General features: G+C 70.4%; 12 protein-coding genes and 1 tRNA gene. 1 reads left to right on the top strand and 12 read right to left on the bottom strand.

Annotation, left to right across the window (positions count from 1 at the left end):
• Positions 1–165: 165 nt before the first annotated feature.
• From V6U90_RS26475 to ald, 10 genes are all read right to left on the bottom strand, one after another.
• Entirely contained in the window at positions 166–2,298 is a 2,133-nt protein-coding gene (locus V6U90_RS26475; RefSeq protein ID WP_334442110.1) for an amylo-alpha-1,6-glucosidase, read from the bottom strand.
• A 720-nt stretch (positions 2,299–3,018) separates the two neighbouring features.
• Positions 3,019–3,092: transfer RNA gene (locus V6U90_RS26465), tRNA-Pro, on the bottom strand.
• A gap of 213 nt (positions 3,093–3,305) precedes the next feature.
• Positions 3,306–4,706: a ribosome biogenesis GTPase Der gene (der, locus tag V6U90_RS26460; RefSeq protein WP_334442119.1), complete on the bottom strand. Its 1,401-nt coding sequence runs from the start codon at positions 4,704–4,706 to the stop codon at positions 3,306–3,308.
• A 35-nt stretch (positions 4,707–4,741) separates the two neighbouring features.
• Entirely contained in the window at positions 4,742–5,422 is a 681-nt protein-coding gene (gene cmk, locus V6U90_RS26455; RefSeq protein WP_334442107.1) for a (d)CMP kinase, read from the bottom strand.
• A 225-nt stretch (positions 5,423–5,647) separates the two neighbouring features.
• A complete protein-coding gene (locus V6U90_RS26450; protein ID WP_334442104.1) occupies positions 5,648–6,412 on the bottom strand; it encodes a pseudouridine synthase in 765 nt (254 codons plus the stop codon).
• Positions 6,399–7,238, bottom strand: coding sequence for an SMC-Scp complex subunit ScpB (gene scpB, locus V6U90_RS26445; protein WP_334442102.1), 840 nt, complete (start codon positions 7,236–7,238; stop codon positions 6,399–6,401). Before scpB ends, V6U90_RS26450 begins: the two co-directional genes overlap by 14 nt.
• The gene (locus tag V6U90_RS26440; RefSeq protein ID WP_334442099.1) at positions 7,235–8,233 is read right to left on the bottom strand and encodes a segregation and condensation protein A; all 999 of its coding nucleotides are present in this window, start codon (positions 8,231–8,233) and stop codon (positions 7,235–7,237) included. The genes scpB and V6U90_RS26440 overlap by 4 nt, the downstream gene beginning before the upstream one ends.
• A gap of 7 nt (positions 8,234–8,240) precedes the next feature.
• Positions 8,241–9,164, bottom strand: coding sequence for a ParA family protein (locus V6U90_RS26435; protein WP_208815296.1), 924 nt, complete (start codon positions 9,162–9,164; stop codon positions 8,241–8,243).
• 342 nt (positions 9,165–9,506) lie between these two features.
• Positions 9,507–10,544 (bottom strand): site-specific tyrosine recombinase XerD, encoded by a 1,038-nt coding sequence (locus tag V6U90_RS26430; RefSeq protein WP_334442094.1) that lies wholly within the window; start codon positions 10,542–10,544, stop codon positions 9,507–9,509.
• Between the two features lie 7 nt (positions 10,545–10,551).
• The gene (ald, locus tag V6U90_RS26425) at positions 10,552–11,667 is read right to left on the bottom strand and encodes an alanine dehydrogenase (RefSeq protein ID WP_334442092.1); all 1,116 of its coding nucleotides are present in this window, start codon (positions 11,665–11,667) and stop codon (positions 10,552–10,554) included.
• Between the two features lie 290 nt (positions 11,668–11,957).
• Here ald and V6U90_RS26420 point away from each other — a divergent pair, with 290 nt between their 5' ends.
• Positions 11,958–12,212 carry a TM2 domain-containing protein gene (locus V6U90_RS26420; RefSeq protein WP_334442089.1) on the top strand — a complete coding sequence of 85 codons (255 nt, stop codon included), beginning with the start codon at positions 11,958–11,960 and terminating at the stop codon, positions 12,210–12,212.
• Between the two features lie 111 nt (positions 12,213–12,323).
• Here the strand turns inward: V6U90_RS26420 and V6U90_RS26415 are convergent, their stop codons facing one another.
• Together V6U90_RS26415 and V6U90_RS26410 are read right to left on the bottom strand one after the other, a co-directional pair.
• Entirely contained in the window at positions 12,324–12,941 is a 618-nt protein-coding gene (locus V6U90_RS26415) for an NUDIX hydrolase (RefSeq protein WP_334442086.1), read from the bottom strand.
• On the bottom strand, positions 12,938–14,758 hold the full coding sequence (locus V6U90_RS26410) for a CTP synthase (protein WP_334442084.1): 1,821 nt from the start codon (positions 14,756–14,758) through the stop codon (positions 12,938–12,940). Before V6U90_RS26410 ends, V6U90_RS26415 begins: the two co-directional genes overlap by 4 nt.
• Positions 14,759–14,923: the final 165 nt, after the last annotated feature.

Raw genomic sequence — 14,923 nt, 5'->3', positions numbered from 1 at the left:
CAACCCACCGAACAACAAACGATCACGCAACAACCGCTAAACACCACTCCACAGGACTTGACCAGCCGGTGGCGTACCTGCTCGCCCCCTTGGCGGCATGGCGGCTGCCTGTCTCCGTGCCGTGCCGTGGACCTGGTGTATCAGGTCGTCGTCGGTATTCGAAGGTCACGCACGGTCTGCGGTGGCGTCGGGCAGGGGTGGGTTGAGGAGGAACTCTTTTGGGGAGAGGCGGACGTGTGACTGGGTGCCGACGGCCTCTATATCCCACAGCTTGCCGAAGGCGTGTGTGCCGGTCAACGCGATCCGTCCGACCTCCGGTGGGATGTCGGGGTTGAGGATGAGTTGGCCGTCGCGGGCGTCGAGGCCGAGCATGGTGCGCACAAAGAGCCTCGGGGCGCCGCTCGCCCATGCCTGCGGGTTGCAGGCGGTCGGGTATGGCACAGGTGCCTGGCCGAAGGATCGGTCGTAGCCGGAGAATGCCTCGGGCAGCCGGTAGCCGGAGAACGCCGCCGCTTCCAGCATCGCCATGATGATCCGGTTCGCCTCCTGTCGGAAGCCGTAGCGGGCGAGTCCGTGGGCGATGAGTGAGTTGTCGTGCGGCCAGACGGTGCCCATGTGGTAGCCGATCGGGTTGTAGCCGCGTTCGGCGGTGGAGGTGGTGCGTATGCCCCAGCCGGAGAACATCTGGTCGGACATGAGTTGGCGGGCTACGATCGCCGCCCGGTCCGGCGGGACGATGCCGCTCCACAGCAGGTGGCCCATGTTGGAGGTCATCGAGTCGATTTGGCGTTTGTCCCCGTCCAGCCCGAGGGCATAGAAGCCGCCGCGGTCGTCGATCCAGAAATCCCGGTTGAAGCGTTCGTACAGTTGGTTGGCCTCGGCGCGTAGCCGCCGCGCGAGTTCCGGGTCGTCGAACGGTCCGTCGGCCAGTTCGGCCGCCCGCAGCTTCGCGTCGTAGGTGTAGCCCTGGATCTCGCAGGTTGCGATCGGCAGCACCGGAAGGCTGCTGTCGGCGAACCGTACCCCGTCCCACGAGTCGCGCCAGCACTGGTTTCCCAGCCCCTGGGGTGAGCGGGTGGCGTACTCGACGTATCCGTCGCCGTCGCGGTCACCGTACTCGTCGATCCACCGCAGCGCCGCGTATGCGTGGTCACGTAGCCCCCGGACAAACTCGTCCTCTCGAGCCCACCGCCAGTACTCTGACAGCAGGATCAGCCACAGTTGGGTGGCGTCGGCGGACCCGTAGTAGGGGTTGTGGGGTTTGAGGCCAAGCTGGGTCAGCTCGCCGTTGCGGATCTCGTGCATGATCTTGCCAGGTTCCTCGTCGCTGAAGCCGTCGATCTTTGTGCCCTGCATCTCGGCGAGCGACAACAGGGCCTGCCGCGAGGCGCGTGGGCTGAAGCTCAGCGTCTGAAAGCACATGATCAGAATGTCCCGACCGAAGAGGGTCAGGAACCAGGGCATTCCAGCAGCGAAGAGGACGCCCGTCCGCTCGGGGTGTCGAACTTCGATCAGCAGCGCGAACAGGTCGACTGTCGTCTTGTTCCACACCTCGTCCAGGGTGTTGTCGTCGGAGCGCAACTCCGGCGCAACAGTTCGCCACTGGGCGGCTCGGTCCGACACACAGCCGCCGAACACCTTGTCGAAGTCGCGGCGCAGCGGTCGCACCTCCTCCTGTCCCACGCGCAGCGGTACGTGCAGCTCGCACCGCCACTCCTGGTTCAATTCCAGGCGAAGGTCCCACACCAGCGCGTCCCCCTCCACCCGGTGGGCGGGCGGATCCGCCTCCACCCTCGTACACGCTTCGAAAGAACCGTTGCGGTAGGTGAGCTGCAGCCAGGAGCCGTCCTGAGCGTGCGAGCGGCTGATGTTCGCCGACCTGTCCCGGACCGTCTCCTTGATCTCGAAGAGGTCCGCGAAGTCGGTTCCGACGACGAGGCGTATCTGGAGCGACACCGGGTCTGCGGCGAAACTCTGCACGTGGATGCGTTCGTGCAGGCCACCGTCGAGGAAGCGCTGCCGCCGCACCCCCACGTGATTCGCCTGCACGTCCGCCAGTTCGGGGTTGGTCAGGAAGAACACCGCCGAGTACGGCTCGACCGCGCCCGAACTCAGGACCAGCAGCGGCGCGTCGTTGACCGTCAACTCCCAGCGGTTGACAATGCGCGTGTCGTTGTGCACCAGCCCACCGATCGAGCCCGGGGCCACGTCGCCCACGGCATCGGAATACATGAACGTATGTCCCTGCAACACCGCTATCGCATTCGGCCCCAACTCGGGAGGCAGATCCCGCACCATCCCGCTTGGCACCTGAGCCTCGGGGGTCAAATGGGGGGTCGGGTCTGCCGGGGTAGGCCGGCGACTGGTGGCATCCACTGATACGCCTCCAGGGTAGAGAAAAGTCCTCAGGTGGGAGCGCTGTATCGACCTTGTCGTGTAGAGCTCGAAGCTTGTCGCGGCATAGCCGCCGCATGGCGATCATTTTGTGCGACAGCTTGCGCACCAAGCGCTATACCCACCGGGGGTGGCGATCGCACCAGGAAGGAGGGCTGTCCGAGGAGGAGACGGCCACCCCCGACGCCTTGGACAAGGAGTCGAGGGACGGATCGGTCGAACCCCGACACCTTCGCCTGGATCCCTGACTTCGACGCGTGGGTAGTGTTCGGGACTCACGCCCTTGTCCACGCGCCGGAAGACGAGCGAATCTTCATCTGGACCAAGTAGTCACCCGCTTGTCACCCAAGGATTGTCCCGTTGCCGCAGGTCACGGGACATCGGGTGACACCCGACACGTACTACATCGCCAAACCCGTCCAAGCCCCAGACGTATCCGACATCCTTGAACGCCTCGGCACCGACCGCAACGGGCGTCCCGCACCCGGAGAACACGACGATGCACATGGATGACAAACCTGGTTGCCCACCCTGGTAAATGGGGGGTTTTCGGGGGAGGTCAAAACTTTATAGAAGAAGATCAAAGCCCTGACCGGCTTTTGGCTGGTCAGGGCTTTGTGTCTGTCGGGACGGCCGGATTCGAACCGACGACCCCTTGACCCCCAGTCAAGTGCGCTACCAAACTGCGCCACGTCCCGCTACCACTCCTCGCAGTTCCCCGCGTGGCAGCCGGTACAGCGTAGCGCAATCGGGTGGGCCGTGTGCACAGGCCCCACCCGCATCATCGGCGTGCCGCGCAGGCACCTCACAACCCCTAGATCATCCTAGGATGATAGGTTGGAGGGGTTGCGGCGGAACGCAAACGGCGCCGGGAGGGATGGTCCCTCCCGGCGCCGTCGGGGCGTACCGGATCAGCCGTGCGCCTTGCCCCGCCCACCCGGGCCGAGCTTCTTGCGCGGGCGTACCGACACCTCCACCGGGCTGCCCTCGAAGCCGAACTCCTCGCGCAGCTTGCGCTCGACGAAACGCTGGTAACCGGCGTCCAGCGGACCGGTGGTGAACAGCACGAACCGGGGCGGGCAGGTACCCGCCTGGGTGGCGAAGAGGATCTTCGGTGCCCGGCCGCCGCGCACCGGGTGCGGGGTGGCCTGCACCAGGGCGGTGAGCCACTGGTTGAGCTGTCCGGTGGGTACCCGGGTCTCCCAGCTGGCCAGCGCGGTCCGCAGCGCCGGGGCGAGTTTGTCCACCGCGCGGCCGGTCTTCGCCGACACGTTCACCCGGATCGCCCACGGGATGCGGCGCAGCTCCCGCTCGATCTCCTTGTCCAGGTAGTAGCGCCGATCGGCGTCGACCAGGTCCCACTTGTTGAAGGCGATCACCAGCGCCCGGCCGGTCTCGGTCACCATGGACAGGATCCGCTGGTCCTGCTCACTGATCGGCTCGCTGGCGTCCAGCAGCACGATGGCCACCTCGGCGGCCTCGATCGCGGCGGCGGTCCGCAGGCTCGCGTAGTACTCCGTGCCGCTGGCCTGGCCGACCCGCTTGCGCAGCCCGGCGGTGTCGACCAGCTGCCAGGTCTCGCCGCCGATCTCCGCCAGGCTGTCCACCGGGTCGACGGTGGTACCAGCGATCGAGTCGACCACCGCCCGTTCCTCCCGGGCCAACCGGTTGAGCAGGCTCGACTTACCCACGTTGGGGCGGCCGACCAGGGCGACGCGGCGAGGACCCCGCGGGCGGTTCTCGACGATCGCCGGGGCCTCCGGCAGTGCCGCCAGGATCGCGTCGAGCAGGTCACCGGAGCCTCGCCCGTGCAGGGCGGAGACCGGGTACGGCTCGCCGAGGCCGAGCGACCAGAGCGAGGTCGCCTCGACCTCCACCGCCGCGTTGTCGGCCTTGTTCGCCACCAGCAGCACCGGCTTGGCGCTGCGGCGCAGCATCCGTACCGCCGCCTCGTCGACGTCGGTGGACCCGACGACCGCGTCGACCACGAAGAGGACCACGTCGGCGGTGACCACGGCCGCCTCGGCCTGCGCGGCGATCGCTGCCGCCCGGTCCCGGGCGTCCGGCTCCCAGCCGCCGGTGTCCACCACGGTGAACTGCCGGCCGGACCACTGCGCGTCGTACGGGACCCGGTCCCGGGTGACCCCGGGGACGTCCTCGACGACCGCCTGCCGGCGACCGATGATCCGGTTGACCAGCGTCGACTTGCCCACGTTGGGGCGGCCGACCACGGCCACCACCGGTACCGGACCGGTGTCCTCGGTCTCCACGTCGGGTTCGGTCAGCTCGACCCAGCCGGCATCGGTGTTCATGCCCTCGTCGGTCGGCATCCGTGCGCCGCGCTCCCTCATTCGATTCCCTTGCTGTTCAGAAGTTCCCGCAGCCGGGCGACGACCTCGTCGATGCCGAGTTCGGTGGTGTCCAGCTCGACGGCGTCCGGTGCCTGCCGCAGCGGGTCGGCGGCGCGGGTCGAGTCCAGTCGGTCCCGGCGGGCCAGGTCGGCGGCGGTCGCCGCGACGTCACTGGCGTCCTCGGCGCTGCGCCGCCGGGCGCGCGCGTGGGCGGAGGCGGTCAGGTAGACCTTCAGGTCCGCGTCGGGGGCGACCACCGAGCCGATGTCCCGTCCCTCGACCACGATCCGACCGGCGGTGGTGATCATGTCGCGCTGGCGGGCGACCAGCAGGGCCCGCACGGCTGGTACCGCGGAGACGGCGGAGACCGCCCGGGTGACCTCCGGACCCCGGATCGCCGCCTCGACGCCGACCCCGTCCACGGTCACCGGGTACCCGGCCGGGTCGGTGCCGATCACCAGGTCCGCCTCGGCGGCGACCTTCGCCACCGCCATCGGGTCGGTCAGGTCGACGCCGGAGCGCAGCACCGCCCAGGTGACCGCCCGGTACATCGCCCCGGTGTCCAGGTAACGGGCGGCGAGCTGGGTGGCCAGTCGCCGGGAGACGGTGGACTTCCCCGAACCGGACGGGCCGTCCACTGCGACCACACACCGCCCGGTTCGTACGTTCTCCGCCACCGTTCCTCCTTCTCCGCTCCGTCTGCCGTTGTCCATCATGCCCCGCGCCCCGGCACGGGCCCCGACCGCCGTCGCCCACGGGTGACGTACCGCCCATACCGGCCGACGTACCGCCCATACTGGCCGACGTATCGCCCATACTGGCCGACGTATCGCCCATACCGGCATCGGCCCACCGTCGACCGCCCGGGAGCCTACCGTTGTGGTTTACCCGACCCGTACGGGTCAGTCACCGACCGCCTTGAACAGCGCGGCGACCTCGGCGTTGGTGAGCCGGCGGGTCCGACCCGCGCGCAGGTCACCGAGGCGGATCGGCCCGATGGCGGTACGGACCAGCCGGGATACCGGGTACCCCACCTCGTCGAGCAGTCGCCGGACGATGTGTTTGCGCCCCTCGTGCAGGGTCAGCTCCACCTGGGCGGTCTTTCCCAGGGTGTCCACCACCCGGAAGGAGTCGACCTTGGCGGGGCCGTCCTCCAGTTCCACGCCGGCCATCAGCCGCCGGCCGACGTTGCGTGGCAGCGGACCGGCCACCTCGCAGAGGTAGGTCTTCGGCACCCCGTACGACGGGTGCATCAGCCGGTGGGCGAGCGTACCGTCGTTGGTGAGCAGCAGCAGGCCCTCGCTGTCCGCGTCGAGTCGGCCGACGTGGTAGACCCGCTGCTCGACCCGGTCGAGGAAGTCGGCCAGCGCGGTACGCCCCTTCTCGTCGTCCATCGTCGAGACGACCCCACGGGGCTTGTTCATCGCCAGGTAGACCAGCCGGGTGTCGGCGACCACCCGTTCCCCATCCACCTGGATCACCGCGGTGGCCGGGTCGACCTTGTCGCCGAGCTGGGCGACCCGGCCGTCGACGGTGACCCGGCGCCGGAAGATCAGGTCCTCGCAGGCCCGACGGGATCCGACCCCGGCGGCGGCGAGCACCTTCTGGAGGCGTTCGGCGCCCTCGACGGGGGTGGCGGATCGGGTGGTGCGGTCATCGCGTCGCATCGGTCAGCTCTTCTACGTCGTCGGGGAGGAAGGGGGCGAGGGACGGCAACTCGTCGAGCGAGTTGAGCCCGAGCTTCTCCAGAAACAGGGTGGTGGTCCGGTAGAGGAAGGCGCCGCTGTCCGGTTCGGTGCCGCACTCCTCGACCAGGCCGCGCGTGACAAGGGTACGGATCGTCCCGTCACAGTTGACACCGCGTACCGCGGAGACCCGGGACCGGGTAACCGGCTGCCGGTAGGCGATCACGGCCAGGGTCTCCAGCGCGGCCTGGGTGAGCCGGACCGTCTGCCCGTCCAGCACGAACCGCTCGACGTGGCTGGCGTATTCCGGGCGGGTGTAGAGCCGCCAGCCACCGGCGGCCCGGCGCAGTTCAAAGCCGTACCCGGCGTTCGTGTAGCCGGCCGAGATGCTGTCGAGGGCGGCGGCCACCCGGGCCACCGGCTCGTCGAGCACCTGGGCCAGGGTCAGCTCGCTGACCGGTTCGTCCACCACCAACAGGATCGCCTCCAGGGCGCCACGCAGTTCGCCGTCGTCCAGGCTCCCGACCGGCGCCGGAGCGGGTGTCCGCCCGGCCCGCTCCGGCCCGGACTTGGCGATCTTGGCGGATTTCGGCCCCTCCGGGGGCCGTTTGTCACCAAGATCAGTGGGGGCCGGTGCGGGCGCAGGCGCAGGTGCGGGTGCGGGCTCGGGTGCAGGCGCAGGTGCGGGCTCGGGGACCGGCTCGGGCTCGGGGACCGGAGTCGCGCTGGCGGGCTGTTCGCGGGCCCACGGGGGTACCCAGGCCGCCGCCTGCTCGGCCAGGGACTCGGCCCGCTCGTCGCTGTTCACCCGGCACCCTCCTCGGTTACGGTCGATCCGTCGGACGTCGCGGCGGGCTCCAACCCGGCGTACTCGTCGATGTCCAGGTCGACGCCACCCTCCGCCGAACCGGTCCACCGTACGGTCAGCTCCCCGAGCGCCTGGGCCTGGGTGAAGCCGACCAGCCCCTCCCGGTACAGCTCCAGCAGGGCGAGGAACCGGGCAACCACCTCCAGGGTCGACTCGCAGTCCGCGCAGAGCAGCGTGAAGGTGGCCTGACCGGCCCGGCGCAGCCGCTCGGTCAGGATCGCGGCGTGCTCCCGGACGCTCACCCGGACCATGTGCACGTGGTCGATGGAGACCACCGGCGTCGGCTTCGGGGTCATCGCCTTGACCGCCAGCTTCACCAGTCGCTGCACCCCGATGCCGAGCACCAGGTCGGGCAGCGCCTCGGCGTACCGCGGTTCCAGGCTCACCGCACGCGGGTAGCGCCGGGACCCGACCGCCTCCAGCGCGGCGATGTGCGCCGCAGCCTCCTTGAACGCCTTGTACTGCAACAGCCGGGCGAAGAGCAGGTCCCGGGCCTCCAGCAGGGCAAGATCCTCCTCGTCCTCCACCTCGGCGGCCGGTAGCAACCGGGCGGCCTTCAGGTCGAGCAGGGTGGCCGCGATGACCAGGAACTCGCTCGCCTCGTCCAGGTCCCAGTCGTCGCCCATGGCCCGGATGTAGGCGATGAACTCGTCGGTCACCCGGTGCAGCGCGACCTCGGTGACGTCCAGCTTGTGCTTGCCGATGAGTTGCAGCAGCAGGTCGAACGGTCCGGTGAAGTTGGTCAGCCGGACGGTGAACCCGGACGCACCCCCGTCCGCCTCGTCGGCACCGCCCGGCTCGTCGACGCCGGCAGACCCGTCGACCGGTGTGCCGGCGGCAGCCCGCTGCACGGGGTCGTCGACGGGGTGCGGCGGATCGAGGGCCGGTACGGTCACCCGACGACCGTAGTCGACGGGCTCGGTGGCCTGGCGCATCGCCCGGCTACCGCTCCGCCTGCGCGGCGATCACCTCACGCGCGAGTTGGCGGTAGTTACGGGCCCCGGAGGAGGCTGGATCGAGGGTGGTGATCGGCGCGCCCGCCACGGTCGACTCCGGGAACTTCACCGTCTTGGTGATCACCGTCTGGTAGACCTTGTCGCCGAACGCCTCGACCACCCGTTGCAGCACCTGCCGGCAGTGCGTGGTGCGGCTGTCGTACATGGTGGCGAGGATGCCCTCCAGCTCCAGGTCGAAGTTGAGCCGCTCGCGCACCTTGTCGATCGTGTCCAGCAGCAGCGCCACGCCCCGGAGACTGAAGAACTCGCACTCCAGCGGGATGAGCACGCCGTGCGCCACGGTCAGCGCGTTGATGGCGAGCAGGCCCAGCGACGGCTGGCAGTCGATCAGGATGTAGTCGTACTCCTTGCGGATCGACCGCAGTACCCGGGCCAGCGCCATCTCCCGCGCGACCTCGTTGACCAGCTGGATCTCGGCGGCCGAGAGGTCGATGTTGGCGGGCAGCAGGTGCAGCCCGGCCACATCGGTCTTGATCAGCACATCCTCGGCGGTGACGTCGTCCTGCATGAGCAGGTTGTAGACGGACAGGTCCAGGTTGTGCGGGTTGACGCCCAGGCCGACCGAGAGCGCGCCCTGCGGGTCGAAGTCCACCAGCAGTACGCGCCGGCCGTACTCGGCCAGCGCGGCACCCAGGTTGATCGTGGTGGTGGTCTTGCCGACGCCGCCCTTCTGGTTGGCCATCGCGATGATCCGTGCCGGTCCGTGCCGGTCCGTGGGCATCGGTTCGGGGATCGGCTTGCGCATCGTGTAGGCCGCCGGGTCCGCCGGGCCGAGGTCAGCGCCGAGCGAGGCCTGCTGCTCCCGGAGTTCCGTCGTCCACGTCTCGGCGCGGTCGCCGTTGCCAGCCATGTCCTGTTCGCCCCCTTCCGACGACTACCCGGCGTCGGAGCCGACCGGCGTCCTGCGCGGCGCCGCTACGAACCCCGGTTGCCGCCCCACGAGGTCCGCGCCGATGCCGACTGTACGCCACGGTTCCGCAGGCCGACCCGCACCCGTTCGGCGTGTCGGCCGGTGGCCGTGCACCGACCGGCCGGTCAGCCACCCCGGCCGGACGTTCCGCCGCCCGGGACCATTTGATCATGACATGCCCGGTCCGGCCGACCCACGGCACGCGGAACGACGGATCATCATGCCCGAACCAGCCGATCATCGCAGCGGAACGCGCCGATCATCCCGTCCCGGTGGCGGAGGTCATCCGGCCGCAGTGGCGGATCGCGAGCCCGACCGGCCCGGTACCGCCCGGGGATGCGAGGTGGCGTAGACCTCGCGCAGCCGGTCCACGGTCACCAGGGTGTAGACCTGGGTGGTGGTCACCGAGGCGTGCCCCAGCAACTCCTGTACCACCCGTACGTCCGCCCCGCCGTCGAGCAGGTGGGTGGCGTACGAGTGGCGCAGGGTGTGCGGGGAGACCGCCCGGTCCCCCTCCACCGGCAGCCCGGCGGCCTGCGCCGCGCGGCGCAGGATGATCCAGGCGCTCTGCCGGGACAGCACGCCGCCCCGGGCGTTGACGAAGATCGCGGGAGTGCCCCGACCGGCGGCCACCAGGGCGGGTCGGGCCCGGGTCAGATAGGCCCCCAGCGCCGCCATGGCGTACCCGCCGACCGGCACCAGCCGCGATCGGCCGCCCTTGCCGCGCAGCAGTACCGTGCCGGCCTCGGCGTCCAGGTCGTCCACGGCTGCGCCGACCGCCTCGGAGATCCGCGCCCCGGTACCGTAGAGGAACTCCAGCAGGGCCCGGTCGCGCAGCGCCAGCGGCGCCTGCTCCCCCACCGCCCTCATGGGCGCGACGGTGTCCAGCAGCCGGACCACCTCGGCCACGTCCAGGGCCCGGGGCAGCCGGCGGGGCGGGGTGGGCGGCCGGACGTCCCGGCTGGCGTCCCGGGCGACCAGCCCCTCCCGTAACGCGAACCGGTGCAGGCCACGCAGCGCGCTGGCCGCCCGCGCGGCGGACGCCGCCGCCAGCGGTGGGTGGGTGTCGTCGCCCTCCCGCAGCCGGGCCACGTGGGCGTTGATGTCCGTCTCGGCGACCTCCGACAGGTCGGTCACCCCGGCTGCCGCCAGGGTCGCCAGGTAGCGGTCCAGATCCCGGCGGTACGACGAGAGGGTGTTGGCCGACAGGCCACGTTCGACGGTGAGGTGGTCCAGGTACCCCCGGACGGCACGGCGCAGGGCCGGTGCGGGCTCGACGCCCGTACCGGCCGTGTCCGGCGTTGCGGTGCTCCCCGTCACCCGTGGCTCAGGCCAGTGCGTCGGCCAGCGGCAGCGCCTGCATGCCGTGCGCCTCGGCGACCGGACCGTAGGTGACCTGACCGTCGTGCGTGTTCAGGCCCAGCGCCAGCGCCGGGTCGCGGCGCAGCGCCTCCCGCCAGCCGTGGTTGGCCAACTCCAGGGCGTACGGCAGGGTCACGTTGGTCAGCGCGTAGGTGCTGGTGTGCGGCACCGCCCCGGGCATGTTCGCCACGCAGTAGAAGATCGATTCGTGCACCCGGTAGGTCGGGTCGGCGTGCGTGGTGGGCCGGGAATCCTCGAAGCAGCCACCCTGGTCGATGGAGATGTCGACCAGGACGCTGCCCGGCTTCATCCGGGAGACCAACTCGTTGGAGATCAGGGTCGGGGCCTTCGCACCGGGTACCAGCACCGCGCCGATCACCAGGTCGGCGTCGAGCACGGCGCGCTCGATCTCGTACGCGTTGGAGGCCACCGTCTGCAGGTGGCCGCGGTAGATGGCGTCGGCCTGGCGCAGCCGCCCGACGTTCTTGTCCAGCAGCAGCACCTCCGCCTGTAGGCCGAGGGCGATGGCGGCGGCGTTCATGCCGGACACACCGGCACCGATGACGACGGTCTTCGCCGCGTACACCCCGGAGACGCCACCCATCAGGATGCCGCGCCCACCGCCCTGCCGCTGCAGGTGGTACGCCCCGACCTGCGGCGCGAGCCGGCCGGCGACCTCGGACATCGGGGCGAGCAGCGGCAACGACCGGTCCGGCAGTTCGACCGTCTCGTAGGCGATGCCGGTGACCTTCCGGTCGACCAGCGCGTCGGTGCACGCCTTGGAGGCGGCCAGGTGCAGGTAGGTGAAGAGCACCTGGCCCTGCCGCATCCGGTGGTACTCCTCGGCCACCGGTTCCTTGACCTTGAGCACCAGCTGGGCGGTGTCCCACACGTCGTCGGCGGTGGGCAGGATCTCGGCGCCGGCCGCCACGAACTCCTCATCGGTGATGCTGGAGCCGACCCCGGCGCCGGACTCGACGAAGACCTGGTGACCGCTGCGGACGAACTCGTTCACACCCGCCGGCGTGATCGCCACGCGGTACTCGTGGTTCTTGACCTCGCGGGGGATTCCGACCTTCACGTTGCAGACACCTCTCTCCGGGGACACCGCTCCCGGCTGCTCGGTGCGCGACGGCTCCGTTGCCGCCGCGGTCCACCGGTCCCGTTCGGCGGCAGTCTAGGTCCGCTGACCGGGGCGGAAGACCAACACAGTGACATCCGGTACCGGCCACCCCTGACGGTCTGTCAGGCGTACCGCCCACCTGGAGCATGAGCGACGCCTGGCCGTTGGGACAGTGTTCGCCCATTATCGTGCGAACTGCCACCTCCCGCTGCGGACACCGCCGCAATGGATCACTAAGGTGGCCCCCCATGACAACTCCTCATTACCCGCCAGCCGGTTACGGCGTCTCCGACAAGAGCAAGGTCGTCGCCGGTGTGCTCGGCATCGTGCTGGGCGGCTTCGGCGTCGGCCGGTTCTACATGGGTGACACCAAGACCGGCGCCCTCCAGCTCGTGGTCACCCTGGTGACCTGCGGCCTCGGCAGCCTCTGGGGCACCATCGACGGCATCCTGATCCTGATCAACGGTGGCGTCGACGGGCAGGGCCGGCCGCTGCGCGACTGACCCACCGGCCGGCGATCCAGCCGGACCAGCCCCACAGACCGGAGGGGCCGTGCGGTATCCACCGCACGGCCCCTCGGCGCGTCACCGGCCCGGTGACGCTGACGTCGTCGACTACGGCGTGGTGGCGGACGACACCGGTGCGTCAGCCGATCGCAGTCCCTTCCAGCCGGCGTCGCGGACCCGGGCCGCGGCGAGCAGCCCGGCCACGCAGAGCGCGTTGGTGATCTCACCGGAGAGCACCATGGCGACCGCCTCGTCCAGGTCCGTCCGGTGCACCGTCAGGTCGGCCTCCTCGCCGTGCCGGTCGTGCCGTTCGGCCGCCGGCACCTCGCCCAACTCCCGGGCCAGGAAGATCCGGACCAGCTCGGTGGAGCACCCGGGCGAGGTGTGCAGGTCGACCAGGACGTCCAGCCGCCCGGCGGTCAGGTCGGTCTCCTCGGCCAGTTCCCGGGCCGCCGCCTCGGCCAACCCTTCGCCGTGGACGTCGGTCAGGCCGGCCGGCAACTCCCAGATCCGCCGGCCCAGCGGGTGCCGGTACTGCCGCAGCAGGACGACCCGGCCGGCGTCGTCGAGCGCCACCACGCCGACCGCGCCGGTGTGCCGGATGTAGTCCCGGGCCGCCGTGCCGCCCCCGGGCATGGTCACCTCATCGGTGACCAGGGTGAACAGCGGGCCGGAGTACCGCTCGACCCGGGACCGGACCTGGTAGTCGTGCTCCTGCGCGCTCACGAGGCGGAGCCGGCCTTCGCGGTCCGCGCCCCGCCGTTACGGTCCGCGCGCCCCTTGGCCGCCGTGGTGTCCGTGCCGTCGGTCGCCGCCGCCCCGGCCGCCGCCACGCCGGACGGCTCCGCTGCGGCCGGCTCGGGCCCGTTCAGCTCCACCGGGAGCTGGTCGGCCGAGGAGTACGTCACCACGGCCTTGACGAAGGCGGCAAAGAGCGGGTGCGGACGGGTCGGTCGGCTCTTGAGCTCCGGGTGGGCCTGGGTGGCCACGAAGAACGGGTGCAGCGTGCGGTCCAACTCGATGAACTCGACCAGCCGGCCGTCCGGGGAGGTACCGGAGATGGTCAGCCCCGCCTTGGTCAGGGCGTCCCGGTAGGCGTTGTTGACCTCGTACCGGTGCCGGTGCCGCTCGTCGACCTCGGCGCTGCCGTACGCCTCGGCGACGATCGAGCCCTCGGCCAGCCTCGCCGGGTACGACCCGAGCCGCATCGTGCCGCCGAGGTCACCCTTGCCGGCGACGATGTCCTCCTGGTCGGCCATGGTGGCGATGACCGGGTGCTTCGCCTCCTCGTCGAACTCCAGCGAGTTGGCGCCCTCCAGGCCGGCCAGGTGCCGGGCCACCTCGATGGTCATGCACTGCAGGCCCAGGCAGAGCCCGAGCAGTGGGATGCCGTTCTCCCGGGCATACCGGGCCGCACCGATCTTGCCCTCGATGCCGCGTACCCCGAACCCGCCGGGGATCACGATGCCGTCCGCGCCGGCCAGCGCGGCGGCCGCCCCGGCAGCGGTCACGCATTCGTCGCTCGGTACCCAGTGCAGCTGCACCCGGGCCCGGTGGGCGAAACCGGCCGCCCGGATCGCCTCGCTGACCGACAGGTACGCGTCGGGCAGGTCGACGTACTTGCCGACCAGCGCGACCCGGACCGTGTGGTGCGGGTGGTGCACCCGGTCGAGCAGGTCGTCCCAGCTCGACCAGTCCACGTCCCGGAAGGAGAGCCCGAGCCGGCGCACCACGTACGCGTCGAGCCCCTCCCGGTGCAGCACCTTCGGAATGTCGTAGATGCTCGGCGCGTCCGGGGCGGCGATCACCGCCTCGCGGTCCACGTCGCAGTAGAGCGAGAGCTTGTGCTTGAGCTTGTCCGGAATGTCCCGGTCGGAGCGGCAGACGATCGCGTCCGGCTGGATGCCGATGTTGCGCAGCTGGGCCACCGAGTGCTGGGTCGGCTTCGTCTTCAGCTCGCCCGACGGGGCCAGGTACGGCACCAGCGAGACGTGCAGGTAGAAGCAGTTGTCCCGGCCGAGGTCGTGGCGGACCTGGCGGATCGCCTCCAGGAAGGGCAGCGACTCGATGTCACCGACCGTGCCGCCGACCTCGGTGATCACCACGTCCGGGGTCCGGCCGTCCTCGTCCGGGTCGGCCATCGCCAGGATCCGCGACTTGATCTCGTTGGTGATGTGCGGGATCACCTGGACGGTGTCCCCGAGGTACTCCCCGCGCCGCTCCTTGGCGATCACGTCGGAGTAGATCTGCCCGGTGGTGACGTTCGCCTTGCCGGAGAGCGCCCGGTCCAGGAACCGCTCGTAGTGCCCGACGTCGAGGTCGGTCTCGGCGCCGTCCTCGGTGACGAAGACCTCACCGTGCTGGAACGGGTTCATCGTGCCGGGGTCGACGTTCAGGTACGGGTCGAGCTTCTGCATCACCACCCGCAGTCCCCGGGCCGTCAGCAGATTGCCGAGGCTGGAGGCGGTGAGCCCCTTACCCAGCGAGGAAGCGACTCCCCCGGTGACGAAAATGTGCCTGGTCGTCCGTGCTGAAGGGGCCAAGGCCTGCTCCCGTGTCGTCTGTCGCGGTCGTGCAGACCGCCGTGCCGATCAGCCAAGTGATCACGCGATCCACGGGATTCCACGGTAACACCTCGGTGAACAGGTCCCCGGGCGGCACCCGCTCCCGCCCCCGTCGCCGGGTACCGCACGCCACCGGAAACGCGC

The sequence above is a fragment of the Micromonospora sp. CPCC 206060 genome (assembly GCF_036906895.1).
GTDB lineage: Bacteria > Actinomycetota > Actinomycetes > Mycobacteriales > Micromonosporaceae > Micromonospora.
The sequence above is the reverse complement of the archived record's forward strand: the minus strand, read 5'-3'. Positions and strand labels throughout refer to the sequence as shown.

Excerpts from the sequence above, each read along its gene's own strand:
- V6U90_RS26475 (WP_334442110.1), bottom strand. The coding sequence starts at position 2,298 with ATGGTGCGGGATCTGCCTCCCGAGTTGGGGCCGAATGCGATAGCGGTG.
- der (WP_334442119.1), bottom strand. The coding sequence starts at position 4,706 with ATGAACACCGATGCCGGCTGGGTCGAGCTGACCGAACCCGACGTGGAG.
- V6U90_RS26450 (WP_334442104.1), bottom strand. The coding sequence starts at position 6,412 with ATGCGACGCGATGACCGCACCACCCGATCCGCCACCCCCGTCGAGGGC.
- V6U90_RS26440 (WP_334442099.1), bottom strand. The coding sequence starts at position 8,233 with ATGCGCCAGGCCACCGAGCCCGTCGACTACGGTCGTCGGGTGACCGTA.
- V6U90_RS26435 (WP_208815296.1), bottom strand. The coding sequence starts at position 9,164 with ATGGCTGGCAACGGCGACCGCGCCGAGACGTGGACGACGGAACTCCGG.
- V6U90_RS26420 (WP_334442089.1), top strand. The coding sequence starts at position 11,958 with ATGACAACTCCTCATTACCCGCCAGCCGGTTACGGCGTCTCCGACAAG.